We start from the raw sequence: 24,234 nt of genomic DNA, 5'->3' as shown, positions 1-24,234 counted from the left end.
CGCGACCTCAGCCTGCTCCGTGCTCGGCTCGCTCGGCCTCCTCCTGCTCGGCCCGCTCTGCGTCGAGCACGATGCGATCGACCATGCCCGAGAAGATGATGCCGTGGAAGGGCAGAACGGCAAGCCAGTACAGCCGCCCAGGGAGCCCCTGAGGAAAGAAGATCGCACGCTGACGATAGATCGCTCCTGAACCCTCCGCCGGCGTGACGCTCAACTCGAGCCACGCGAGCCCGGGCACCCGCATCTCGGCGCGTAGTCGCAGTCGCTTGCCGCGCTCCAGGTGCTCGACGCGCCACCAGTCCACGGCATCTCCGGTCTGCAGGTGGTCGGGGTCGAGGCGGCCGCGGGTGAGGCCCACGCCGCCGACGAGCTTGTCCGCCCAGCCGCGTAGCGCCCACGCCAGAGGGAACGAATACCAGCCGCGCTCTCCCCCGATGCCCTCGATGACGCGCCACAGGCTCTGCGGAGATGCCGCGCTCGATCGCTCACGCACATCCGTGTAGACCGTGTGGCCGGCCCAGTCGGGGTCGCTCGGCAGCGGGTCGCTCGGGGCGCCGTCGACGGATGAGTTGCGCCAGCTGGTCTCGACGGTGCGGTCGCGCATCTTGGTGAGTGCGAGCCGCACGGCGGTGCGGTAGCCCGTGAGGCCGCCCTCGGGCGGCGGGATGACGCCGTCGATGTCATGTTCGCGCACGATGCAGTCGAACTGCAGCGACTCGATGATCGGCACCGCGAGGCTGCGCGGGATGGGCGTGACCAGGTTGACCCATTGCGATGCGAGCCAGGGGGTGAACACCGGCAGGGAGGCGATCGGGCGCTGCCGCAGGCCGGCCTCGACGGCGAAGCCGTTCATCATCTGCCCATAGCGCAGGATGTCCGGGCCACCGATGTCGAACGCCCGGTTCACCTCGGGCGGCAGGTCGGCAGCGGCCCGCAGATAGTGGAGCACGTCACGGATGGCGATCGGCTGGATGCGGTTGCGCACCCACTTCGGCGCCGGCATGTACGGCAGAACTTCCGTGAGGTGCCGGATCATCTCGAACGACGCCGATCCGGAACCGATCACGACACCGGCTTGGAACACCACGGTCGGCACGCCGGACTCGAGCAGGATGCGCCCGACGGCCACTCGCGAGCGCAGGTGCCGCGACAGCTCCACACCGTCGGGGTGGAGCGCTCCGAGGTAGACGATCTTCGATACGCCGGCTTCGCTCGCTGCTGCGGCCACGGTGCGTGCGGCTCCGGATTCGTCCTCCTCGAAATCCCCGGAGGCTCGCATGGAGTGCACGAGGTAGTAGGCGACGTCCACCCCGCGCATCGCCTCCCGCACCGAGTCGAGGTCGTGCAGGTCGCCGGGAACGATCTCGACCTCCGACGCCCACGGCACATCGGTGAGCTTCTGGGGGGAGCGCGCGAGCACACGCACCGCGAAACCGTCTGCCAGCAGGCGCGGCACCAGGCGGCCACCGATGTAGCCGGTCGCCCCTGTCACGAGAACCTGTCGCGTCATTCGACGACCATACGCTCCAGGTCAAGCCCGGGCGGGGCTCATCCTTGTTGTCATGTCAACCCACCTGTCGACGAACCGGCGTTGGCGTACGGTTGGCGCATGCTCATCTTGGTAATCGTGCTCGTCGTCCTGTGGGTCATCCTGGCGATCGTCGGATTCGCGATCAAAGGACTGCTCTGGTTGGGCATCATCGGGATAGTCCTCGTCATTGCGACGATCATCATCGGAGCCATCCGACGTGCGGCCGGATCGAAGAAGGCCGGACCCAAGTCACCGAGCGCGTAGCGGCTCGCCCGCGGGACACACTCGCGGACAGGCACGTGTCAACCGGACTGCTTTCGTCGTTTCAATTCCGGACTCGCCACACGCTTCGGATCGACCCGAATGGTCAGAGCTCGGGGCACTATCGTGAGCGTCGCGCCGATGACGGTGCCGTTGGGGTCCCCATCGAGTTGAATCTCCTGCGGCTCCCGGAACCGGACGCGCATGGTCTTTGCTTGTGCGTAGCGGATGGCTCGTGGTTGAGGGGTGAGACGGGCGACGAGTCTCCCGAAGCGGGTGCGGTGCAACACCCGGTTGAAGGTGAGCCGGTAGCCGATGTTCGTCCAGCCGCCTCCTCCGCGTGGCCGGAACACGACGGCATCGAGAAACCCGTCGTCCACCGTGGCCGCGGGGATCAGAAGGAGACCGGCGGTCAGGCTGCCTGAGTTTCCGACGATGACCGTGTGCGCACGCATCGACACCTCTGGGTTGTCATCCAGGGTGTAGAACATGTCGAATTGCTTGTTGCCGAGGATGCTGCGGGCTATCGGATCCGAGTAGGCCAACCAGCCGATGCGCTTTTTCAGTCTCTGGTTGGTGTGAGCGGCCATGTGCGCATCCAGGCCGATGCCGGCCATGACCAGGAACGCGCGCTCTTCCTGTTCGCCGTTTTGGCGCGTGAGCACGGCGCGTCCCATGTCGGCGTGCCTGTCCACGCCCGCGAACGCCGTGGCGACGGCCGCACCCAAGTTGTTGACCGGAAGACGCAACTCGCGGGCGAACAGATTGCCGGTACCGGCAGGAACCAACCCCAGCGGGATACCGGCGCCGGCGAGCACTTCCGCAGAAGCTCGGAGCGTCCCGTCTCCACCGACGATCACAATCAGCGCCGGACCCGACGCGGCGGCGCTCTCGGCGGCTCCGCGGCCATCATCGACCTGGCTTGTCTCGAACCATCCGGATGCGGCCCATCCGTTGCGCGACTCCACATCGGCCACGCGTGCACGAAGCGCACCGATGTCGACTTTGCTCGGGTTGAACACGATCGCGGCTCGCCGTGCCGGCGCTACGCTCTCCGGATCCGCGCTCACCCGCTAAGGATAAGGCTCCATTCAGCGACAACCCTGTGCCACGTCGAGCCGATCGTGCTGACGTCCTGACCTCGGGGCCTATCGGTGCTTGGGGATGCTTCGGCTGTTGCGGCGTCCACGGAGGACAAGGAGGGCACCTGCGGCGAGCATCGCGAGTGCCGCTGTCACTGGTAGTGCCGGGTTGCTGCCGGTCGCCGCGAGCAGGTTCACGGCTGCCGCGGGTGCCGCGGCGGCGGTCACGATGGTGTAACTTGCAGAACTCACGGGAGCCGCGCCGTTCGACGCTGTGATCGTGAACGTCGATGAGCCCGCGGTGGTCGGTGTGCCGGAGATGACGCCGGTCGTGCCGTTGAGGGTCAGGCCCGCCGGCAGCGCACCGCTCGTCACCGTGAAAGTGGGGGTGGGGGTTCCGGTGGCCGTCACCGTGTACGAGTACGGCGTGCCCGCTGTCGCGCCGGTCGGGCTGGCGGAGGTGATCTCGGGGCTGCTGGTGACGGTTCCGGACGCGGGACAACCGGTGGGGACGGTGATCGTGTTGGTGTCGAGTGTCACCGCTGCGGTGTTGGCGAGAAGCCGGCCGACGATCGTGGCCCCGGTGGTCGCCGTGATGGATTGCTTGGCGAGTACGGTTCCCTGGAACTGTGCGCCGGTGCCGAGAGTGGCCGAGGAGCCGACCTCCCAGAACACGTTGCACGCGGTCGCGCCTCCTGTGATGGTGATGAGCGTGGCCGAACCGATGGTCAGGGTGCTGGCGGCTTGGAACACCCACACGGAGCTGGCGCTACCCGCAAGGGTGAGTGCACCGTTGTCGGCGAGCGCGAGCGCGCCGCCGGAGTACACCCCCGGGGTCAGTGAGAGTCCGTTGAGCTCACTCAGCCCCGATGTCGTGGGGGTGAGGGATGCGGCGACGTTGAACGCCGTGGTGACGTCGCTTTGCGCCTGCGCGGCTGCTGCGTCGGTCTGGTGAAGGGTGCCGGTGAATGAGCCGTTCGGGGCTCCGGTGAAGCCAGTCACCGACGATCCTGGTGACACGCCTATGTCGCCTGTGACGACGGTCGGACCGGTGTTGGTGAGCTCACTCGCGGCGAGCGCCCCGTACGACGCCGCCGTTCCGAGTCCCACGGGCCCGTCGATGGTCGTGGCTGCCTGAGCACTCTGCGACCCGGCGAAAAGCCCGATCGCGGTCAACAGTCCAGCAGTGACAATGGTTGAACGCACAAAAGTAGATCTGGCCATGACGGCCCCCGCCCGAATCGGGAGGTCCTGGAGAGACACGAGGAAGCGTCGGCCATACCTCTTGTGCGGAGCATCGCACATCTGGAGCGTTAGATCAAGGATATCGCCTGAATAGGGAGAATCACTCTCACGCGTTTCACCGCGAGATGTCCGCCTGCTCGCAACCCGGGGTTCACTTGCGGGGCGTTGAATCACGTCGTATACCCCCTGTTCGAGAGGAGAATCATGCGTTCAGGTCTCGCTGTCCGTCATGTCACCCGTAGCGCCCTCGCCGCCGTCGGCGCGCTGAGTGCGGTTGCCGCATTTCTGATCGCCTCCCCGGCGGCCGCCATGCCGTCGGATGGCCTCGTCGTCAACGAGGTCTACGGCGGCGGCGGTAACTCCGGGTCCAGCTTCACGAACGACTTCGTCGAGCTGGCCAACCGCGGCACCACAGCCGTCGATCTTTCCGGCTACTCGGTGCAGTACCACTCCGGATCGGCGACAGGCGCATGGCAGGTGACCCCACTCTCGGGCTCGATCGCACCGGGCGGCCTGTATCTCGTGCAGGAGTCCCAGGGCGCGGGCGGCACAGTCGCACTCCCGACCCCGGATGCCAGCGGTACGATCGCCCTCTCGGCGACCTCGGGAACGGTCGCTCTCGTCGATTCGGCGAGCGCACTCAGCTGTGCTGACCCTGGCGCGTGCAATGCGGCCGCAGTGGACCTCGTCGGCTTCGGCACGGCGGCGCTCGCGGATGCGCCGGCCGTTCCCGGCGCGTCCAACACCTTCTCGGTGCAGCGCATCGACTCGGCAGACACCGACCGGAATGCAGACGACTTCACCTCGGGTGCACCGACGCCCCGGGCGGCGAACCTCCCGTCGATCCCGACGGACCCGAACCCGCCGACTCCCGGCCCGCTGCGCATCCACGATCTTCAGGGCTCGAGCTGGATCTCCCCGATCAACGGCCAGACGGTCACGAACGTTCCCGGCATCGTCACCGGTGTCCGGCTGACGGGCAGCAGCCACGGATATTGGCTGCAGGACCCGAACGCCGACGCCGACCCCGCTACGAGCGAGGGCATCTTCGTCTTCACCTCGGCGCCGACTGTCGCCGTCGGGGACTCCGTCGTCGTCAGTGGCACGGTGAAGGACTTCTACCCGCTGTCGTCCGGCCAGACCGTCGCGACGACCTCCAACCTGTCGGTGACCGAGATCGAGAACTCGACCGTGTCCGTCATCTCGCACGGCAACGCCCTCCCGGCGCCGGTCGTGCTGACGCCGTCCACCGTTCCCGACCTGTACGCGCCCGATCTGGGCGGTGCGAACATCGAGTCCACCCCGATCACCCCGAAGCGCTCCGCGCTCGACTTCTACGAATCGATCGAGGGGATGCGAACCGAGGTGGACGACGCCCGCGTCGTCGGTCCGTCCGACAGCTTCGCCGAGCAGTACGTGACGACCAAGCCGTCGCAACTGGCGAGCTACCGGGGTGGAACGCTCCTCACCGCGGAGAACGCGACGCCGTCCGGGCGACTCGAGGTCGTCGCCGCCAACGGCTCGAACCCCGGCGTGAACGTCGGTGACGTGTTCTCCGGCGCGACCGTCGGACCGATCGACTATTCGCAGTTCGGCGGCTACCTGATCGCCGCCACCCAGCTCGGCGCAGTGGTCAGCGGAGGGCTCAAGCCGGTCACCGCGACCGCCCAGTCGGCGGATCAGCTCTCGGTCGCGACCTACAACGTCGAGAACCTCGCTCCGGCAGACCCGGCGGACAAGTACGCGAGGCTCGCGCAGGGAGTGGTCACGAGCCTCGCCTCCCCCGACATCCTCGCTGTCGAAGAGGTGCAGGACGACAATGGCGCAACTGACGACGGAACCGTCACAGCGGACCAGACGCTCATCCGACTGACGACCGCGATCAGCGCCGCGGGAGGCCCCTTCTACCAGTGGCGTGAGGTCGACCCGGTGAACGACGAGGACGGCGGGCAGCCGGGTGGGAACATCCGCGTGGTGTTCCTCTTCAACCCGGCGCGCGTCACTTTCGACGACCGTGGCTCGTCCTCGGTCGACCGCTCGACGACCGCGACGGCAGTGGCGAAGGTGCACGGTCAGCCCGACCTGACGCTGTCGCCCGGGCGCATCGACCCGACCAGCGACGCCTGGACCAGCAGCCGCAAGCCCCTGGTCGGAGAGTTCACCTTCCGCGGCCAGAACGTCTTCGTGATCGGCAACCACTTCGACTCGAAGCTGGGCGACCAGAGCCAGGACGGCCGATTCCAGTACCCCGCGCAGTCGTCGGCCGTGCAGCGACAGCAGCAGGCCACAGAGGTCAACGCCTTCGTCGCATCCCTGCTCAAAGTGGACAAGAAGGCGAAGGTCGTCGTCGCCGGTGACCTGAACGACTACCAGTTCAGCCCTGCGCTCGCCACGCTGACCGGCAAGGCCTCGAAGAAGCCGATCCTCACCGATCTGATCTCGACGCTTCCCGCCGACGAGCAGTACACCTACGACTTCCAGGGTGTGAGCGAGGTGCTCGACCACATCCTCGTCACGTCAGGGGTGGGGAAGTCGCAGTACCAGGTGGTGCACATCAACTCCGAGTTCGCGAACCAGGTCAGCGACCACGACCCCCAGGTGGTGCGCCTGCCGTTCGGCAAAGGCAAGCCGGCCTCGCGAGTGATCCCGCCGGACGCGATCGCGCTCGGTTACAGCGATTCACTCGACAAGCTCACGCGAAACGGTGTCGAACTCGGGGGTCTCTCTTCTCTCGCCTTCGACAAGCGCACCAACTCGTGGCTCTCTGCGGTCGACAATCACGCAACCGATCCTGCTCGAGTCTGGTCCTTCCGGAATCTCTCCGATCCGAAGGTCGTGAGCGATCCGCTGGTGCTGAAGAAGGCGGACGGCACGGCCTACGACGGAACGACGGCGGACAATGAGGGCCTGGTCGTGCTCCCGAATGGCGACTATGCCGTCAGCTCGGAGACGGAGCCGTCGATCCGCATCTTCGGGCGGGACGGCATCCAGAAGACATCGCTCCCTGTTCCCGCTCGCTTCGCCGTCACCGGCACGACGCCCGGCGGACAGGCGACGAGCAACGCCACCCTCGAGGGCCTGACGATGTCACCGTCCGGTCACACGATCGTCGCAGCGATGGAGGGAGCACTCTCCGGCGATGTCTCGGCATCGGGTGACGCCAGCGCTCACCGCTTCCTGGTCTACACCCAGGATCGCCACGGCCGGTGGATCCTCGAGAAGCAGGTCGAGTACCGCACCGAGGCAGGGATGCGCGTGCCCGAGGTCGCGGCGTACAGCGACGACGCGTTCCTGGTCGAGGAGGCGTCGTTCTCGCCGATCACGGGCAACGCGGTGCAGCTGTTCGCCGTCACCGGTCTGCAGCACGCGGCGGATGTCAGCGACGTCGCCGACCTGTCGGCAGCGCCGACCCGTGATGCTCTCACGAAGAAGCTGGTCGCCGACCTCGTGAAGGGACCCACCCTGGGCGCCACCCCGCTCGAGCCTCAGGCAAACCCGCTGCTCGACAACTTCGAGGGAATGGCGATCACGTCGCAGGGTCCGTCGCACACGCTCGGGGTCAGCCTGATCAGCGATGACAACTTCGGAGCGGCCCAGCGCACACGCGTTCTCAACATCGTTGTCAAGGTGCCCTGAGACGAACGGTATCCGTAGGGTGAGTGTGTGAGGGACGCGGATTGGATCGACAGCACTCGGCAGTCGTATGACACGGTCGCAGACAACTACACCGACTTCACTCGGGCTGCGATGGATCGTTCACCTGTCGCGAGGTCGTTTCTCGACGTCTTCTCGACCCTCGTAGGGATGCAGGGACGGGTCCTGGACGCCGGATGCGGCCCTGGGTGGGTCACGGCTTACCTGCATGACAACGGCCTGGAGATCAGCGGAATCGACCTTTCGCCTCGGCTGATCGAGATAGCGCGAACGAATCATCCGGAGATCAGCTTCGACGTCGGGTCGATCACAGAGCTTCCGGTCGCTTCGCATAGCCTCGCCGGCATCACCTGTTGGTGGGTGCTTCATCACGTGCCCGACAGCTCTCTCGGCACGGTCATGGCTCAGTTCTCGGAGAAGCTCGAGCCCGGCGGCTATCTGCTTGTCGGCGGTCACCTCGGCGCATCGACGCATACGAAGACAGAGGGCTACGGAGGCCTCCCGATGAACGTCCACATGGCAAAGCGTCCGCTCGAGATCTTCGCCGAACTCATTGAATCCCACGGCTTCGTGATCGACCTGCAAGCCACCCTGGATCCCGCATCCAAGGCGCCTTCGCTCATACTTCTCGCGCACAAGGCGCTCCAGACGACCTAGGGTGTGACAACCACCTTGCCGAGCGCGTGCCCCTCGCCGGCGTAGGCGATCGCCTGCGGCACCTCGTCGAGCGCGAATGTGCGGTCGATGTGGATACGGAGGTCGCCGGCGATGCAACGCTCGGCGGCCGGCTCGAAGTACGTCGGCCCGGGCCGTGCGATGAGGAGTCCCAGATGTCGCCCGGTGAGCACGCCGAGGAGAGCCCCGACGGTGATGACCCGCAGCAGCGATCGCACCGTTCCGCCGACGAAGAGGTAGCGCCCGCCGCGCGTCAGCGCCCGCCGATAGGCGAACACTGATCGGTGCGCGACGAGATCGAGCACGAGGTCGAACGGTTCGCGCCGGGTGAAGTCCTCGCTGCGATAGTCGACCACTTCGTCGGCACCGAGCTCTCGCATGAATTCGAGCTTGCCCGCGTTGTCGACGCCTGTCACGTGCGCCCCGGAGCGCTTCGCGAGCTGGATGGCGAGCGACCCCGCCCCACCGCCCGCCCCGTTGATCAGGATGCGCTGCCCCTGGCGTGCGCCGGCGGTTCCCTGAATGGCGATCGAGCCGGACTGGGGCAATGTCGAGACCTCGGCGAACGTCAGCTCTGCCTGCTTGTGGGCGAGCACCGATTCGGGCGCTACGGCGTATTCGGCGAACCCGCCCTTGAGCGCCAGATTGTCGCCGTACACCTCATCGCCCAGGCGGAAACGGGTGACCTCGGAGCCGACATCGGCTACGCGCCCGGCGATGTCCGAGCCGAGCACCCGACGAGATGGGGCACGCAGCGCACCGATCCGCGCGTACGCCGGAGACCCCGTCAATCCCTCCCAGTCCGTCAGATTCACGGACGTCGCGACGACCTCGATCAGCACCTGCTTCGCGCTCGGCGACGGCACCGGGACATCCTCGACCCGCAGCACGTCGGGCGGGCCGTACCGGTCGTACACCACAGCCTTCATGCCACGGCCATCAGCGTCGGACGCGGAGCACTGGACATGCGGCCGAGTGTACTCGGACGCGTTCTGGAGGCGGTGCCGAGGCGCTGACGGAGGGTGGTGCGTCTGTCTACTCCGTCATTTGTGGAAGCCGCCGCGTAATGAATCGGAGCCCACCGCCTCTTCTCCTATTGACCATACAGAGTCTCATCGGCCACTCGATGACGATTGGAAGGCTTCGGGAACGAGAGGCTATTGATGTCCGATAGAACGCTCCTAGAAATCAGCTCTGACACTCTCACCGTCAAACCGCGGGGGCTTGACCGGTTGTGGTGTTGCCGTAGTGCGGTCGTCGTTCCCCTGGAGAGCCTTACTGCCGCGCGGGTGGAGCGAAATCCTTTCCGAATCCCAACCGGTTGGCGTGGCCCAGGGCTCGACTTCATGGGGAAACTGTGTGGGACATTCCACCTGAACGGCGAGCGTCATTTCTGGAACTACTCCGGGCGAGGTGAGGCGCTCGGAATCACTGTGCGGGGCGACCAACGCTTCCAAGAGCTGCATCTATCGGTTGGTGATGCGGATGCCGAGTTGCGGCGGCTTGAGAACGCTGTCCCGTCACTTCGATTCAGACAATGATTCGCTTGACCAACACGAAAGGCCGGTCCGACGTTTCCGTCAGACCGGCCTTTGTTCGTTCGCTCGGCCTATTTCGTGAATCCGTTTCCCAGATTTCCTGAAACAGCCTTCGTGGGTCCTTCAGCTTTTCTGTGGACCTTGAGTTTGCTGGGCACTTTTGGGTCGTCCCGAGAATCGTTCCAGGCTAAGGGCGATTTCATTCCAGCGATACCGGTCGATCCCAGTGAACACAAGGGATCTGAGGCCGAGGGTCAGTACTCAATCGACGTGGGCGCTACCACTCGGGTAGCGGTAGTCGGCCGTGCTCCGATCGAAGGTGGCGACACCAGAGCAGCTGCCGCGAACACCACGCAATCGGTGCCGCTGGCTACGCACCGATATCTGAGATCGACACACCTGGCGGAAGATCGCGGGTCGCGACTCGTAGCTGCCCTGTCAAAGACCAATAGACATCCATGTTAGAAACCTCGAGGTTCTCAACGCCGTCCACGCCGCCGAGAAACAGCGGCACCTTGTACCCAGCGCATTGGTCGAAGTCGAGGGGAAGGAACCCCGGGTTGACGTCCGACCATTCCTCGAAGAACTGGTCGAGGAGTGCCGCGTCACTGCTTTCGACGAGCTCGTCGTCGATGAGTTCTGCAAAAGTCGTAGGAATCTCAAGACCCATCCCGGTGCCCGGCTCCATCAACAGCACCAGCGGTTCACCGTCCCGCATTTGATCTTCATCCAATACGAACTGACGACCCAGCCAATCGAACGCAAACGGCTTGAGCCGGCCGCCGTACTCAGGGAACGCGCCGTCCACGAATGCTGCGGCCACCGGCCCGCTTTCTGCGTCATGGATGCGAAGCAGCCCACGGGCGAATGTAGACCCGGCGAACTGACGAGCAAAGGCAACGTAGCCGCGTGCCCGTTCAAGCTGAGGTTCAATCCACGGCGTTCCCGCCGTTCGCGCGGTCACGGCCGAACCGTATCGAATGACGAAATTCTCGAACATGAACAAGTCCTAGTGCCTAGGCCCGATCGCCACTGTGGGCAGTCGGGTCTGAGTCTATCCACCAGGCGATATCCGGATTGAGCTCTCTCGCGAGGGCAGCAAATCGAAGATCATCCATTTCGAGATATCGGTCGGGATCGACGTAGAACACTCCTCGATCAAATGCAGCTGCCAGGGTCTCCATCATGTTCGACAAAGACCGGAACTCGACAGGATTCTCGCTCTCCTCGATCCGGAAGTGCCGAATTTCTCCCATTGATCGCGGTTCAAAGTCAACGACATAGAAGTCCCCTCCCCCGTTCGCGAACAGTGGAAGCCAGCCGCGGTCCCACCTCGAGTCAGCCGTGAAGGCGCGGTAATTGGCAATTGCCTCCTCGAGCGAGAGCAGGTAAAAGCCCGGAAACATTTGAATGTCATCGAGTGTCACCCCAGTGGTGAGCGTTCCATCTCTCCATGAGTGAAGTTCCTCAAACAGCACACTGCGCCCCAACCCTGCGGCCACTGGTTGTCCCCGAATCTCATCGAGGTTCAACCCTGGCTTCATCAACCGAAGTAGCGGCTTACGACCAAGGCGCTCTAAGCCAGCTTCAATGCGGGACAACGTCTCCAATAGCTCTGTCATCACGGTCCAAAGGTTACGTTGACCTAGGGAACGAGCCCCGAAGTTTCGGTTCGTAGCGTCGATCGTCCGCGACATGGACCGCCAAAATCTGGTCAATATCCTCAGCGACGAAAATGCCGAATCCGCGTTTGTCGTATTCAATCGCTGCCAAGTAGACAACAGATTGAAGCCGTCCTCTTAGCGCGTCGAGGAGAACATCAATATCTCGAGCAAGAGGACTCTCATCGCGCATGCGGGCACGCCGCCGACTATAGATCGAAAGCAACTCCCTGGCAGGAATCCCGGAGAACATGAAAGCGTCGGAGGCGTGACGGGCGATGGCAACGCGGGCCTCCTGTGTCGACTCGCTGACCGGCGCGCCGGCAAATAGGGACATCAGTCGCTCTCGACCCACCTCGATGTCTCCGCTCACCAAGCAACCTCCACGCCGGAAACAGTACCGCGCGAAAGGACTCCGCCTTCGCCATACAGATCAGGTGACTCGACAACCTGATGCGCGACTGCTGACTGTGGTACGCGCAACACGACACCGTTGGGAACGAGAGACCACTACCGACTAGAAGCCGCCAAGGTCATCCCTCTCTGCGTTCGATAGTCATAAGTCAGCCGCGAGGGTAGAACCTCCTTACGTCGTAGTTCGCGATCGTCCACGCTAGCTTCCGCGGGGAGTTGCCGGCCTTGTTGACGTGGTGGGCGTCAGCCCCGCGATCCAACAAAGCCTGAATCAGGGCCCCGTCATCAGCTGAATAGAACGTCGCCGCCCAGAGAGGCGTATTGCCCCATAGGTTGGCCAGTTCCATGTCGGCGCCAGCGTCGAGCAGAGCCGTAAGCGTCTCGAGATTCTGGTTGACTGCGGCAAGGAAAAGCGGAGTGTTTCCCTGGCTGTCTTGTGCATCAATGGCGTCACCGGAGCTCAGCGCGGCATGCACGTCGTCTGCTCCGCCTTCGACAGCGGCGGCATGAAGCGCCGTTCGCTTCGGGTCGGGAACGGAGTCGTTCATCGGGACATCTCGAACATGTGGGATCGGTTGGTCACGGGATTTTCAATCTGGAAATTGCTCGGGTGGTAGCAAGTCCGCCGCCCTGCAGAGCGATTGCCTGTGATCCATCTTGATGGACCACGCTCCATGACTCGCATCGCTTGGCAGGAGTTCAGCCCAGACTGCCGGGCCCGTCACGCCAAACCTCGCTCGGCTCAAAATACTCACCTGAATCCTCGCTGGTAACCATGACGCCCGCAGCCACATATCCTCTGAAGTTCGGGCCGGCAACAGAGTAGAAGACAACGCCCTCGTCGGCCGATATTCCGGACTCACGGACGATGCGCTTGATCTCATCGTCGTCGGCAGGAGCGATACGCATTCCCGTCAATTGGGTAGGTAATTGAATGGCCCGGACGTTTTGGAACACGACGTCAACGCGAGTTTCGAATCGATCGCTTTTCGTACTGCGCAATAGTAGACGTCCCATACTCACGACGTACGCCCATAGCTGAAAGTCTCGACCATTCATTTCGCTCCTCCGCTTGCCTACTTTCCGTACAGCGCCTTGAGCCAGGCATCGACCTGATACGCAAGCACACTTCCGTCAACAAGCCGCCGCCTCCGCCGCTGGGCAGTTCATCCCATTCGGTCAGCACAGTGACTCGCGGTACGGATTCCGCATGTCGACATTGGATTCCTCGAGCACCGCCTCAAAGGCGTCGCTTCCGTTTAACTCAACGAACTCGGCCTCCGCTGCGGTAATCGGCATCAACCAGGGAAACAAGATGCGCTCTGCCGATGTATCGAGAACAAAGAATCCCGAACCTTGGTAAACCGGTGCGACGGACATCAGTGCGTTCATATCGGAATCGGGGAAGACTTCCCCCCGTTGATCCAACACTTGGGAACGCCCTGGCGCCCGGTGTGAACGAAACACGTCGAGGGCGATATCGCAGATGCGCGACTCGGCAAGCTCGGAAAGCGTCTCCGGAACTAGCATCAACAACTCGACGCGTGTGTTTCTAGCCACTCCCATCGAAAGCACGTGTGAACTCAGACCTCTCGAGATAACGGGGACAAAGCCGCCTTCCCCTGGTTCGAATGTGAGCAGATCGAATTCCACATCGAGGCCTTCAGGAGCGCCCGAGAATTTTCGGATTCCCGCGAGCCGACCGAGATATCTTCTGAAATGCGCGTCGAGCTCCTCCATGATCAGGGTCCTCCAAAACGAAGATCATTGTTGCCGCCGCTACGGTTACACGCGGGACACTCGAGATTGACTCCAGAATTATAGTCATCGATCACTCCGCCGCGGGTGATGTCGTTCGGGAACATTCGATTTGACCACGAGGGATTGTGAGAGACATCCCAGTCTCTGGGAACGCCCGACTTGGGCGCCACTCTGACGGGATTGCTACAGGTCGGGCAAAGCTTTGATCCGTCTGTGCCGTCGGCGGCGCTATCCCAGGCATCCTGTACCGTCTTGTCGCGCCAACTCCCGCGAGAAGTGAGTTGCCCTCTCTGGTTTGTTCCCCTCAACATGGCACCTTGCTCGCCACTTGAAGTGGCAGAATCCGATGCGACGTCCGCTGCCGCCCCTGATGCAGAATCTGCAGTTGCGGCCTCGGCTACGCCACCGGCAGCCGCTTCGGCAGCCGCTCCGTCTGCGGCGAGTTCGGTCCCCGCGGCAATGCTCGTATCGACTGCAGCGCCGGTGGCAATTGCGGTGCCCACGTCCACTGCACCTTCGGCCGCGATCGCTGCACCGGCCGCGATTCCGCCGCAGATTCCAGCTGTGGCGACTACACAGGCAACCAGCGCGACCGCGACCACCACCACGACCGCGATCAGTGCAACGACGGCGACCGCGTTCCAGAACCCACCCCAGTCGAAGCCAGACTTCGCCTTCTTCGAGACGGTCTTGACGCCCTGCGACTTGGTCTTGGTTGCCCCGTTTCCGGTGTCACCGTGGTCGACGTGCCCCCCACCACCGGAGCCCGCGGATGCCCCAGCACCACCGTTTCCGGGCGCGGATCCTTGGGCGGACTTGTTCTTCGTCGGTGTTGGCGAGTCCCCGTCGCGCATCATCACGAGCAGGCCGGACGGATCTGAGCTCGTGACCGGGTTGTTGTGCGCGTACGAGTAGCCGTTGTTCTGTTGCGGGCTCGATGGGTCCAGCACCGGGTCGGCGGAGAGGAACTTCCCAATCGTCGAGTCGTAGACCCGAGCCCCCAGCTGGATCAGACCCGACAAGGCAGACACGGCCGCGTTGAGAAACGCGTGGCTACTTGTCCACGTCGGCATAACCCCGCGTGCACTACCGAACGGGTCAGTGAAGCGTGCCGTAATTGCACCAGTGGAGGAATTCACCGCCAATATCGCCGTGTTCTGCCCATCGGTTCCGAGCCACGACAGGGTGCTTCCGGTCACCCCGACCGCGGTCGACCGTTCGGCGATCGCGGCACCGTTGGCGCCCGTATACGTGCGGACGGCAGTCGAGGTGGATGCGCCGGCGGCTAGGTGCAGTTCGGTCGGTCCGATGAACAGCGTCGACCCCGACGAACCGTCGCTTTGCAACAGGAGGGTTCCGTTCGCGTCGTACACGTCGGACTGTGTGACGCTGCCGACGGTGACGCTGCCCACCTTGCCGGTCTCGTTATACGTCAGTGTCTGGTTCGGCCGGGATGTGGTGTCGCCGGCAAGGTCGTACCCGTAGGTGGAGGTGCTGGTGTTCGTGCCCTGCGTGTGCGTGACCGAGGACACCGCGTGGGGGCCGGGTGCGCCTGCGGCCGGGTAGCTGTACGTGTCGGTCTGCGCCGTACCGGTAGTCGGGTGTTCGATTGTCTGGGTGCGGTTGCCGGTGGCCGGATCGACCGTGTAGCTGTTCCAATACGGGGCTGGACCGCCGAGTGTCGTCGAGCTCGGAGCGGCCGAGCAGTCGGAGGTGGAGGGCGTCCACGCTTCGGTGAGGTTCTGCAGGTGGTCGTAATTGAAGCACTGTGTGTCGGCGCCGAGCGCTCCCGCGGACGCGATGGAGGTGACGTCGCCGGCGTTGTCGCGACCGTAGGCGCGGTCTGCCTGGGTCGTGTACACACTTCCGACGGCGGTGGTGTCTTTCAGGTCGGAGAGCAGCCCGGTGGCCGAATCGTAGGAGTAAGTGGAGTACAACGACGTCGTTCCGCTGCGCTGATACTGCGAGAGCTGGCCGATCGGCGACCAGGTGTCGATCGCGTAGGTCGCGTCACCGCTCAGGTTCGCGATCTTGCCGTGGCTGTCGTAGTTCGTACGCAGTCGTTCGGAGCTGAGGCCGCCCATCGCGGGGAGAGTGGTTTGGCCGAGGGCGCCGTCTGGGTAGTAGCCGTAGCTGGTGGTGTAGCTGGTTCCTCCGAATGCGGGAGCTCCGGTGGGGATGCTGACGGTCACGCCGGCGGGATCGTACTGGTTGTCGTAGCCGGTGACGGTTGACGTGTACGCCAGCCCAGGGGTGCTCGGTGTGGATCCGGAGTAGCTGGTGGAGGAGGTCAGCTGTCCTTTCGCGATGGTGTCGTAGACCCAGGAGGCGAGCAGACTCCCGGTCGAGGACCCGGAGCGTTCGGCTGTCTTCCGTCCGAGCGCGTCGTAGCTGTAGGCCAAGGTGATGCCGCGGGTGTCAGTGGTGGTGAGCTGATTGCCCGCCGTATCGAAGGTGGCACTGCTGACGCCCGTGTCAGGGTCGGTCGCAGCTATTTGGTTTCCGGAGAGGTCGAAGGTCCAGGTCCAGGTGTTTCCCACCGGATCGACCATCGAGGTCATCTTCCCTGCCGGGTCGTACCCGTAGGTGGTCTTCTCTTGAGTAGCTGCACCATCCGTGGTGGCCGCGAGGTACTGGATCAGCGCGGTCCGCTCACCTTTGGAGTCGGTGATCGTCGTCGTTGGCGTTCCCCCAGCGGGCGGGTTCGTGTCTGTCCGATCTGTCCCGGGGTAGCTGTAGCTGGTGCGGTATTTCTCCACCAGCCCGGAATTGAGGATGGTCGCTGTCACTCGCCCGGCCCCGTCGTATTGGGTGACCGTCTCGGACGGGATCTGCTGCTCACTGGCGGGAACGAAGAGCGCCGTCGAAGGGTTGACGGACGTGGTCCAGTACGTGTTGTTCGTCGCGGACACCCGCCCCGCGGTGTCGTAGTAGCTGTCGGCGATCGCTGTTCCGCTGCCCTCGGCGGCGGTCTGGGTCTGCACGACCTGGCCGAGGCCGTCGTACAGGGTGTACGTGGATACCTGCTGCGACGCGATCAACGTGGTGGTCTTGACCGTGCTCGGCGCGGTCAGCGACTCCGTGTAGGCGTAGGCGATCGACGGGGTCGGATTCGACGCCTGCGGCGTGTTCGGCAGCCAGACCGCGGTGCGGCGACCAAGCGCGTCGTACGTCGCGGTGGTGACTTTGCCGTTCTCGTCGGTCGCGGAGGTCTCCACTCCCCAGGCCGGGTTGTAGGTCGCCGAGCTGGTCCAGTTGTATGAGCTGGTGTTGGTCTGCGACTCCCCGGAGAGCGTGCTTGCCCACTGAATGCGTCCCGCCTTGATGAAGTAGTGAGACCTGCATGGGAACGCGTTGTTGGCCACCGACGGAGACAGACTGATGTCGTGCTCGCCTCCGGAGATGTGCCAGCGTGACCGTCCGAGCGGTGTTACGACTTTGTTGCCGCAGCCAGCAGGCAACCGCCTTTGGCGGAACGCTGCTGCTGCCACGGGAGGCACTCATCGCCGCGGCACGTCGCGGCATCAATACTCCCGAGCGCATCGCAGGTGCCTTCAACACTTCCTTGGATATGGCGCGCTTCCGTTACAACACCACAGGGGTTCAGAGGCAACTGTCCGCCGGACGCAGTCGCTAGCCGGAGCAATGCGTTGAGTCCGGGCCCTCGCGCGCCGCACACAACGCCATTCAGGAGCCGGTCAGCGAGGCCCAGGCCGATAGTTGAGCAGCGTCACCACGTTGTCCTTAGGGTCAGCATCTAACACCACGTCTCCGACACGCGCCCGCCGGAGCCCCCGAATCAGCTCACCGAGCTCCGCACCCGCCAGATCAGCGTTCGCAATTAATGCGGCCAGCACCTCTCGGCGGGTCGTTCTCTCACCCGCCGCCTCAGCACGATCGACCAATGCATCCAGGCGTTGGTCCAGCGCCATTGGCCACCGGAAACTGACCTGCTTGTCCTTGCTGTCACGAAGCAGCTCTGTCATCGGGACGGAGTGTTGCTGACCCGCCATGTCGGACCCCCGCGAGAGAATAGTTATATGTCTGAGATAGGTCTATCGCACCTTCTCGCTACCATGATGGCCGCTGGTAGGGTGCCCGCGCTAGATGCGCGCGATCATCGCCTCGCCCACCGCGCGTTGAATGAGCTGATCATGTCCACCGATCCCGCAGCTGACGCCGTCCTCATTCGGTACGGGGTTCGCCGAAACACCAAAGTCGACCCCGAGGTCGGGCTCCGTGTTCCCGGGGTCACGCAAGCGATCTGGGATGCTGTTCGCGACGAACTGCTGATTCCCCGCGAATATTCAAGCGGCGCCGACCTGTGTTTGAACCTAGCCGCGGAACCTCGGTTGCGATCCGCGCTCCTCCGACTGCCCGCCGACGAAGCTGAGGCCATCTACCGGACGGCCATTGCTTGGGCGGCAGCTTCCACGTCCCGGAAAAACGCCGACAACGCGGTCGCGTCGTCCGCACCTATCCGCCGTGTCAGCTTGGCGTAACCTCGCCACGGTTTCGTGCCCACGCGGTGCTCGGCCGAGGCCGAGAGCATGCCCTTGTATCGTCCATTCGTGATGGGTTCGACGGTTACGTGGACCTGGCGAGTTCGTTCCATGCGTGCACTCGCCGGCCAGCGGCCTTGCCATTGCCCCGCAAGGTCGGCGCCGACAGTTCGCTGCCAGGAGACGTAGCTGAGTCTGTTGAGGTGTCGGAGAGCTTCCGCGGCTGATGCGTATCTCTCGTCTGGATCGGCGGAGACGAGATTGCGCATGCACGCCGAAACGCTCCGCGGAACCCACGGCGCTGGTTTGAAGTACTTGTCGGGGAGACTTCGCTGTCCCTTCGCGAGCCGCTGGTCGATTTTGTCTCTATCGAGCGATTCGTATGGGAATCTACCGTTCAGCAATTCCAGAAGGATCACGCCAGTGGAATAGAGGTCCGCACGAGCGTCAATGGTGCCCGTGACGTACTCCGGCGGGGCGTAGAGCGGTGACCCCGCTTCGGCGCGGGCTGTCCCATCCTGGGCCATGCTGGCAGCACTACCGAGGTCACCCACGTACGAGAAGTCGCGGATGTCGTTTAGCAGAACGTTTGCCGGCTTGATGTCGCGGTGGAGAATCCGTTTGGTGCCGTGGAGGAATTCCAGCGCCTCGAGCACGCCCTTGATGAGCCCGATGGATTCGTTCGTGGAGAACGGGTGCTGTTCTACCATCGCATCGTAGATGCTGCCGCCTGCATAGTAGGTGGTGACGAACGTGACTGCTTTGATCGCCGGGTTGTCGGGGTCGAACTGGGCTTCCCAAATTTCGACGATGTGCTCATGCTGCGCGTTCTTGAGCAGTCGTGGTTCGCTGCGTGCGATCGCGTCAGGGATGCCAAGCAATGAGATGGTCTTTTGCACGACAAGCCCGCCGAACAACTCATGATTGGCGACCTTGCAAACGCCCGCACTGCCTTCACCGATCGTGTGGAGAAACGTGTACGTCGGCCGGGCTAGGTACTCCCCGTGGAGAGCCATGTCATTCCCTCAGCCCAGCGACGGCAACAAGAGCGGCTAAGCCGCGATGCCCCTGCCCCCAGTGGGGGCCGACTGGTTGTACGACTTGTTCAACCAGATCCGCGAGCGTACCGGTCCTGGCAACCCCGGTGATGGTGCGGGTGGCCGCTCGGCTCAGTCTTCGGCCGTCAACACCCACGCTGCGAGCGGCGACAAGGAATGCGAGCTCTGTCTCGATCCGCCCTTTCACGGATGCATAAGTGACTACACCCCTCGTCCTCGTTTCCGGTTCCAGAACTCGTACACGGTCGACGTGATGTTGTCGGAGAGCCCGTTCTGCGTCGGCGCGAACTGCTTCGAATCGTTCAGCGGGCTCGAGCTCCTCCGGGTAGTCAAGGAAGTGGACGTCAGTGTCGAACACATTTGCGGGTTCGTCGACAAACGCCAAGTAGGCGCGGCCCGCCGCGACGTTCACCCCCATACAACGCATCACGTATCCTTTCCGCGCCAACGAGTCGAGTTTGGCTCACCTTCCGCGTGCGGGGAAGCCCCTAAGCGGGGCGCGCCGTCCGTGTGCAAGTCGCGCACTGGCTAGACACTCTGCTAGTCCGAGGGATGACCGTGTCCCCTTCCGGGGCGTAAGCCGTTACGCTCAGCCTCAAGGCAGAGTCGAGGTGATGGTGGGAAGACGTGAGGATGCGTCCGGTAAGGGGCTGGGCAGGGTGCGGATTGTTGCCTCGGTGATCGCATGGCTTGTCATCGCATTAGCCTCGGGAGTTGCGGGCGCGCTAGTTCTTTCTTGGTGGGGATTTGACTGGTTCCCCTCGTGGGCACAGACCCAGCGCTTGGCTGGGGTGTTTCTGGACTTTCTCGAAGTCCTGGCGTGGCCCTTCGCCGTGGTCGTACTCGCTCTTCTCTTCCAACGCCCGCTGGAGTCGCTGCTTGCGCGAATGACTCACGCTGAACTCGGCAGGATGTTTAGCCTGGATGCGAAGGCCGAAGCCGCCAACGAAAGTGCAACGGAGGCCGCCGTCGAAGCAGAGGAGGAAGCGGCAGCAGTTCGGCTCGAACAGGGGGAGGCGAAGGCGGACCGGGCGCGACGCGTACAAGAAACCCTCCAAGCAATGATTTCGGCAATGCGCCGGCATCCAAGTCAAGTGGGAGAGGAGGGCATCGCTGACGATCGTCGCGACACCGAACTCAATTCAGATTTCCAATCCGCGAAACGAACGCGTGCGTCGCAAGGACGGGTTGTCGGCACCTGGCAAGCGCTGAGCCCTCTCCAGCAACGAACGTTGCGCGACCTTTCCGCCGTAGAGACAACAGCTAATCGCCTGTTGGAGGACCTTCTCGGGGATGTTGAGCTGCTTCCTGTCCCTCTCCCCCAAGCCTTCCGCGTGTTACAAGAAGTGGGGTTGATTGACGACGCGGCGGTAGAAGCGGCCTACGACCTTGCGGACGTCCGAAACGCCCTCATGCACGGAAGAGCCATTACAGTCGACGCCGCGACACACACACGTTCGGCGTCAATCGAACTGCGAAGGGCATTGCAGAGCGCGCGGGAAACGGCAGCGGAGCTCGGTCTAGTTGAAGAGCGAGCAATCACGAGGCCAGACAGCAATGCTTGAACAGAACCCTCTCGCGAGCGCCACGAGTCTCACTGTCGCGTTCATGCCGCGCGCAACTTCGCGACCACGTCCAGGGTCGCCTTCCTCTCGACGAATCCGAGATATCGCGTCAGCGCCTCCAGCGAATCCACACCGGCTGCGTCGATCAACTCGGGCAGTGGCGTGCAGGCAGCCATCTGCTGCACGAGCCATGTGCTGCGCATCCGCTGGGTTTGCGCGTGAACACCGTCGACCCGCGCTTTCGCGACGAAGTTGCTGATGAGGTTCTTGCCGGCTCCGTCGCGTCCCGGCTTGAACAGATACTCTTCCGCTTTCAGCGCGGCCGCGCGTCGACCGAGGGCCGTTTCCCAGCGACGGAGAACTGGCACAACCCGGACCCGGCCTTCGCGAACGTAGACCATCACAGCGCCATCCGTCACCTCGACGTCTCCCGCGCGCACGTTCATCACTTCCTGCGCTGACAGCCCGGCACCGAAACCGAGAGCGAGAAGCACCATCGCGTCGTCGCCGCGTCGCGCTCGCTTCTCCTTGCGAGCCCACTCGAGCAGGGCAGCCTGCTCCTCTTCGGTGTACGGCATGGTCGGGTCGGATGCGGCAAGCGCTGGCAGCGCCCTTGGTGCGAGGGACGGTTCGAGCAGCGCTTCTGCTACTCGGAGGAGCTGGGAACGGCGGTTGGTGCGCGTTCCCTGTCCGAAGCCGGTCAGGCCGCCTTCGATGTGGGCGACGATGTTGTCGCGGGCGAAGACCTTCTCCAGTTCAATCGCGACGCTGTTGGCGTTCGACCACAGGACGAGCGCGGAGACGGCACGGAGCAGTTCGGAGCGGTCGTATGTGGTGTGGGCGACCGCCTGGTCGACGACTGCGACAGCGAACTCGTAGCCGATGTAAGTGTTGGTGGACATCAGGACCCCTGAGGTTCTCGAGCTTCTGCTCGGAACGCGCCTTGCGTTCAGGGAGTCTTTGCGTGTCGTTTCCTGGCGGCTGGGCTCTACTCTTTGAGCCGGTTCATGATTGTCGATAGGGCTTCTACCGGAGAGACGACGGAGGGTTGCCCCCGCTCTCGGGGGGAACGCCTTCCGGGATACCGTCGGGCGCACATGTCCGCCGGCCTGGAGTATCGCTCGAACAAATACGAGGGCGGCCCGGCTCGTCTCGAAGGTTGCTGGACGGTCGCCAATACGATCGTGGCGTGACGCTAGACATCGACACTTCGCGTGCACTACGGACCCACGACCAGCTCGCCCAGCTCGTTCGGGCGATCGTTCAGGCCAGCCCCGAAGACGAATCCCGCGCTGTCGAATGGAAAGCTGGATACGCCAGCCTGGTCAGCCCCGAAGCTTCCTTCGCTCTCGCACGAGCGATTCTCGGTCTGGCAAATAGGCCCGTATCCGTGTCCGCAGCAACCTTCGAAGGTGTCGGCTACGTCGTCGTCGGCGCCGAACCCTCGTCGCTCAACGGTCAGGCGGTGCCTGACAGTGCTGAACTGCTTAACGCGATACGCCGATTCACCGGACACGGCTGGCCCCTCTGGGATGCCCGTACCGTGAGCGTCAACTCCACCACTGTCCTCGTGGTCACGGTTGAGCCGCCCCGCGACGGCGACCGTATCGCAACACTGCATCGGCATCACCAGCCCGCAAAGGCGGCGATGGTTCCCGAGGGAACAATCTTTGTCCGCCAACCGGGCGCAACGGAGCGCGCATCCCGGGCAGACATCGACATGCTGCAGGATCGGTTGCTCGCGGGCGCTAACGACGGCGAAGCAGCCCGCCTTGCGGAGCGGAATTATCAATTCCGAGCCCTGGTCGCTGACGCAGTCGCAGCGGCAAACCGATGGTCCCAAGGGATGCAGGTCCTAACGATCATGTCCGCTAACACCCGGTGGAAGCAGTCCGACTGGATGGAGTACGTCAACACAGACAGCGGACGTCAGATGGCAACAGACATGGAGACGATCAAGGACAATTCACGTCGCCTCCGGTTACTCACTGCAGAACCAGCCCTTCTGGTTCCCCTGCAGGCGGCCAACGAGGAGTTAGAAAACGTGGGCGCATTCGACGGAATCCACCGGGACGGACCCACAAACGATGACGCACGCGCCGCTGCCTACCGCCATATCAATTCCGTCGCTCGCACCTGGGCGGCCGTCGAGCGCGCGGCAATCGAGTTACTCGCCGAATAGGAGGCACAGGCGAGCGAGGACCCTCGGACTCCCTGGCGGACAGCGCCGTTGGACGGACGTTCGGACGAACATCTGGATCCACTTCTGACCGGACGCACCCCGAATTGGGGCTCCGATCCACGCCTGCAAGCCGTCATGCGTCGATACCGTCAGAGAGTGACCGCAGCTACCCAGATCCGACCGAACGCCACCGGCCACGACGATGTAACCGTCTACGCCGAGGCGGTCGTCGGCCACGCAGCCGCCCAGTTGAGGTACCCCCGCCACGAGCTCATGCTCGCCACGACGCGGTTGGCCCAATGGTCGGCGGAGCGGAACATCGAGCTGCGGCACGACACCGTTTTCGCTGAGTCTGTGCTCAACGACTTCATCCGAGAGGGGCTTCCGACCCATACAGATGCGTCGCGAGGTAACGTCCGTGCGCAATTGCGTCGCGTTCGCGAGGCGCTTCATGAGGGCCGTGGACACGCCCATCGTCTCGCCGCGGCAGAACCGCTCGCACCTTACTCCGAAGCTGAGCGGAGCGGATTCACCGAGTGGGCTTCTCGCCAAAAGAAGACCGAGTTCAAACGGGACGCCCGCACCATCCTGGCGTTGGGCTTCGGTGCAGGCTTATCCGCGGGCGAGATCGGCGAAGTTCGCGCCGAGAACGTCGTCGACGACGATCAGGGAGTACAGGTCGTTGTCGCCGGCGAGCGTGCCCGTACGGTTCAGCTGCTGAAAGCGTACGAAGCAAGGGTTCGGTCCGCGGCGAAGGCGGTCAAGCCACACGAGTATCTGATCCGCCCGCAGCGTGTCTCAACACCGAAGAACCTGATCAGCAACATCGTCGACCGTGGCGTTGCGAGCGAACTCGGGCCGCAGTCGCAGCGGATGCGCGCGACATGGCTTGTCCGTCACCTCGAGGCGGGCACACCGGTAGCGGTCCTTATGCAGGCGGCCGGGTTGGAGTCACTCAAGGGCCTGACCCGTTACCTCGAATTCGTCACGCCGATCCCGAGCGACAGGGCACGGGCTGCGCTCCGCCGGTGACCCCGATTCACCGTCGCGCAAAGAGGGTTGCAACTTAGCGCGGACCCAACCGATCTTGTTCTTTAGAACCGTT

Annotated in this window: 21 protein-coding genes; 7 read left to right on the top strand and 14 right to left on the bottom strand. The window is 63.8% G+C overall.

Annotated elements, in window-relative coordinates:
- Positions 1–7: 7 nt before the first annotated feature.
- A complete protein-coding gene (locus ACFVV0_RS01910) occupies positions 8–1,510 on the bottom strand; it encodes an SDR family oxidoreductase (protein ID WP_387057501.1) in 1,503 nt (500 codons plus the stop codon).
- A 99-nt stretch (positions 1,511–1,609) separates the two neighbouring features.
- On the opposite strand from ACFVV0_RS01910, the gene ACFVV0_RS01905 reads away from it, so the two are divergent.
- Positions 1,610–1,795, top strand: a complete 186-nt coding sequence (locus ACFVV0_RS01905) for a hypothetical protein (RefSeq protein WP_387057499.1) — start codon at positions 1,610–1,612, stop codon at positions 1,793–1,795.
- Between the two features lie 38 nt (positions 1,796–1,833).
- Here ACFVV0_RS01905 and ACFVV0_RS01900 read toward each other — a convergent pair whose 3' ends face one another.
- Both ACFVV0_RS01900 and ACFVV0_RS01895 read right to left on the bottom strand, forming a co-directional pair.
- Positions 1,834–2,769 carry a diacylglycerol/lipid kinase family protein gene (locus ACFVV0_RS01900; protein WP_387057497.1) on the bottom strand — a complete coding sequence of 312 codons (936 nt, stop codon included), beginning with the start codon at positions 2,767–2,769 and terminating at the stop codon, positions 1,834–1,836.
- 171 nt (positions 2,770–2,940) lie between these two features.
- Complete coding sequence (locus tag ACFVV0_RS01895) at positions 2,941–4,080, bottom strand: ice-binding family protein (RefSeq protein ID WP_387057495.1); 1,140 nt, start codon at positions 4,078–4,080, stop codon at positions 2,941–2,943.
- Between the two features lie 243 nt (positions 4,081–4,323).
- Here ACFVV0_RS01895 and ACFVV0_RS01890 point away from each other — a divergent pair, with 243 nt between their 5' ends.
- Positions 4,324–7,755 carry an esterase-like activity of phytase family protein gene (locus ACFVV0_RS01890; protein ID WP_387057493.1) on the top strand — a complete coding sequence of 1,144 codons (3,432 nt, stop codon included), beginning with the start codon at positions 4,324–4,326 and terminating at the stop codon, positions 7,753–7,755.
- Between the two features lie 27 nt (positions 7,756–7,782).
- The gene (locus ACFVV0_RS01885) at positions 7,783–8,430 is read left to right on the top strand and encodes a class I SAM-dependent methyltransferase (RefSeq protein ID WP_387057491.1); all 648 of its coding nucleotides are present in this window, start codon (positions 7,783–7,785) and stop codon (positions 8,428–8,430) included.
- On the opposite strand, the gene ACFVV0_RS01880 is transcribed toward ACFVV0_RS01885, so the two are convergent.
- The 8 genes from ACFVV0_RS01880 to ACFVV0_RS01845 form a co-directional block, all read right to left on the bottom strand.
- Entirely contained in the window at positions 8,427–9,377 is a 951-nt protein-coding gene (locus ACFVV0_RS01880) for an NAD(P)-dependent alcohol dehydrogenase (protein ID WP_387057489.1), read from the bottom strand. The two genes, ACFVV0_RS01885 and ACFVV0_RS01880, sit on opposite strands and share 4 nt — an antisense overlap.
- Before the next feature lie 979 nt (positions 9,378–10,356).
- Positions 10,357–10,986 (bottom strand): T6SS immunity protein Tdi1 domain-containing protein, encoded by a 630-nt coding sequence (locus ACFVV0_RS01875; protein ID WP_387057487.1) that lies wholly within the window; start codon positions 10,984–10,986, stop codon positions 10,357–10,359.
- Positions 10,987–11,002: 16 nt separating this feature from the next.
- Entirely contained in the window at positions 11,003–11,611 is a 609-nt protein-coding gene (locus ACFVV0_RS01870) for an SMI1/KNR4 family protein (protein WP_387057485.1), read from the bottom strand.
- A 10-nt stretch (positions 11,612–11,621) separates the two neighbouring features.
- The gene (locus ACFVV0_RS01865; protein WP_387057483.1) at positions 11,622–12,020 is read right to left on the bottom strand and encodes a hypothetical protein; all 399 of its coding nucleotides are present in this window, start codon (positions 12,018–12,020) and stop codon (positions 11,622–11,624) included.
- A gap of 190 nt (positions 12,021–12,210) precedes the next feature.
- The gene (locus tag ACFVV0_RS01860) at positions 12,211–12,609 is read right to left on the bottom strand and encodes an ankyrin repeat domain-containing protein (RefSeq protein ID WP_387057481.1); all 399 of its coding nucleotides are present in this window, start codon (positions 12,607–12,609) and stop codon (positions 12,211–12,213) included.
- Positions 12,610–12,760: 151 nt separating this feature from the next.
- Entirely contained in the window at positions 12,761–13,018 is a 258-nt protein-coding gene (locus tag ACFVV0_RS01855; RefSeq protein WP_387057479.1) for a hypothetical protein, read from the bottom strand.
- Between the two features lie 222 nt (positions 13,019–13,240).
- Entirely contained in the window at positions 13,241–13,801 is a 561-nt protein-coding gene (locus ACFVV0_RS01850) for a suppressor of fused domain protein (protein ID WP_387057477.1), read from the bottom strand.
- 2 nt (positions 13,802–13,803) lie between these two features.
- Positions 13,804–17,313, bottom strand: coding sequence for a DUF6527 family protein (locus ACFVV0_RS01845; RefSeq protein WP_387057475.1), 3,510 nt, complete (start codon positions 17,311–17,313; stop codon positions 13,804–13,806).
- On the opposite strand from ACFVV0_RS01845, the gene ACFVV0_RS01840 reads away from it, so the two are divergent.
- The gene (locus tag ACFVV0_RS01840) at positions 17,235–17,459 is read left to right on the top strand and encodes an ImmA/IrrE family metallo-endopeptidase (protein ID WP_387057473.1); all 225 of its coding nucleotides are present in this window, start codon (positions 17,235–17,237) and stop codon (positions 17,457–17,459) included. The genes ACFVV0_RS01845 and ACFVV0_RS01840 overlap by 79 nt on opposite strands.
- A 61-nt stretch (positions 17,460–17,520) precedes the next feature.
- Here ACFVV0_RS01840 and ACFVV0_RS01835 read toward each other — a convergent pair whose 3' ends face one another.
- Both ACFVV0_RS01835 and ACFVV0_RS01830 read right to left on the bottom strand, forming a co-directional pair.
- Positions 17,521–17,808 (bottom strand): hypothetical protein, encoded by a 288-nt coding sequence (locus tag ACFVV0_RS01835; protein WP_387057471.1) that lies wholly within the window; start codon positions 17,806–17,808, stop codon positions 17,521–17,523.
- Positions 17,809–18,221: 413 nt separating this feature from the next.
- Positions 18,222–19,340 (bottom strand): protein kinase, encoded by a 1,119-nt coding sequence (locus ACFVV0_RS01830; RefSeq protein ID WP_387057469.1) that lies wholly within the window; start codon positions 19,338–19,340, stop codon positions 18,222–18,224.
- A gap of 701 nt (positions 19,341–20,041) precedes the next feature.
- On the opposite strand from ACFVV0_RS01830, the gene ACFVV0_RS01825 reads away from it, so the two are divergent.
- Positions 20,042–20,947: a hypothetical protein gene (locus ACFVV0_RS01825; protein ID WP_387057467.1), complete on the top strand. Its 906-nt coding sequence runs from the start codon at positions 20,042–20,044 to the stop codon at positions 20,945–20,947.
- 41 nt (positions 20,948–20,988) lie between these two features.
- On the opposite strand, the gene ACFVV0_RS01820 is transcribed toward ACFVV0_RS01825, so the two are convergent.
- A complete protein-coding gene (locus ACFVV0_RS01820; RefSeq protein ID WP_387057465.1) occupies positions 20,989–21,849 on the bottom strand; it encodes a hypothetical protein in 861 nt (286 codons plus the stop codon).
- Positions 21,850–22,136: 287 nt separating this feature from the next.
- On the opposite strand from ACFVV0_RS01820, the gene ACFVV0_RS01815 reads away from it, so the two are divergent.
- The gene (locus ACFVV0_RS01815) at positions 22,137–23,129 is read left to right on the top strand and encodes a hypothetical protein (protein ID WP_387057463.1); all 993 of its coding nucleotides are present in this window, start codon (positions 22,137–22,139) and stop codon (positions 23,127–23,129) included.
- Between the two features lie 156 nt (positions 23,130–23,285).
- The gene (locus tag ACFVV0_RS01810; protein WP_387057462.1) at positions 23,286–24,161 is read left to right on the top strand and encodes a hypothetical protein; all 876 of its coding nucleotides are present in this window, start codon (positions 23,286–23,288) and stop codon (positions 24,159–24,161) included.
- Positions 24,162–24,234: the final 73 nt, after the last annotated feature.

The organism is Leifsonia sp. NPDC058230 (assembly GCF_042882245.1).
In the GTDB taxonomy this organism is placed as follows: domain Bacteria; phylum Actinomycetota; class Actinomycetes; order Actinomycetales; family Microbacteriaceae; genus Leifsonia.
Note: the sequence above shows the minus strand (reverse complement) of the source record. Positions and strands in the feature narration are given on the sequence as shown.

Coding starts and splice junctions, on each gene's coding strand:
- ACFVV0_RS01835 (WP_387057471.1), bottom strand. CDS start 17,808: ATGACAGAGCTGCTTCGTGACAGCAAGGACAAGCAGGTCAGTTTCCGG.
- ACFVV0_RS01890 (WP_387057493.1), top strand. CDS start 4,324: ATGCGTTCAGGTCTCGCTGTCCGTCATGTCACCCGTAGCGCCCTCGCC.
- ACFVV0_RS01910 (WP_387057501.1), bottom strand. CDS start 1,510: ATGACGCGACAGGTTCTCGTGACAGGGGCGACCGGCTACATCGGTGGC.
- ACFVV0_RS01820 (WP_387057465.1), bottom strand. CDS start 21,849: ATGTCCACCAACACTTACATCGGCTACGAGTTCGCTGTCGCAGTCGTC.
- ACFVV0_RS01850 (WP_387057477.1), bottom strand. CDS start 13,801: ATGGAGGAGCTCGACGCGCATTTCAGAAGATATCTCGGTCGGCTCGCG.
- ACFVV0_RS01860 (WP_387057481.1), bottom strand. CDS start 12,609: ATGAACGACTCCGTTCCCGACCCGAAGCGAACGGCGCTTCATGCCGCC.
- ACFVV0_RS01875 (WP_387057487.1), bottom strand. CDS start 10,986: ATGTTCGAGAATTTCGTCATTCGATACGGTTCGGCCGTGACCGCGCGA.
- ACFVV0_RS01905 (WP_387057499.1), top strand. CDS start 1,610: ATGCTCATCTTGGTAATCGTGCTCGTCGTCCTGTGGGTCATCCTGGCG.
- ACFVV0_RS01830 (WP_387057469.1), bottom strand. CDS start 19,340: ATGGCTCTCCACGGGGAGTACCTAGCCCGGCCGACGTACACGTTTCTC.
- ACFVV0_RS01880 (WP_387057489.1), bottom strand. CDS start 9,377: ATGAAGGCTGTGGTGTACGACCGGTACGGCCCGCCCGACGTGCTGCGG.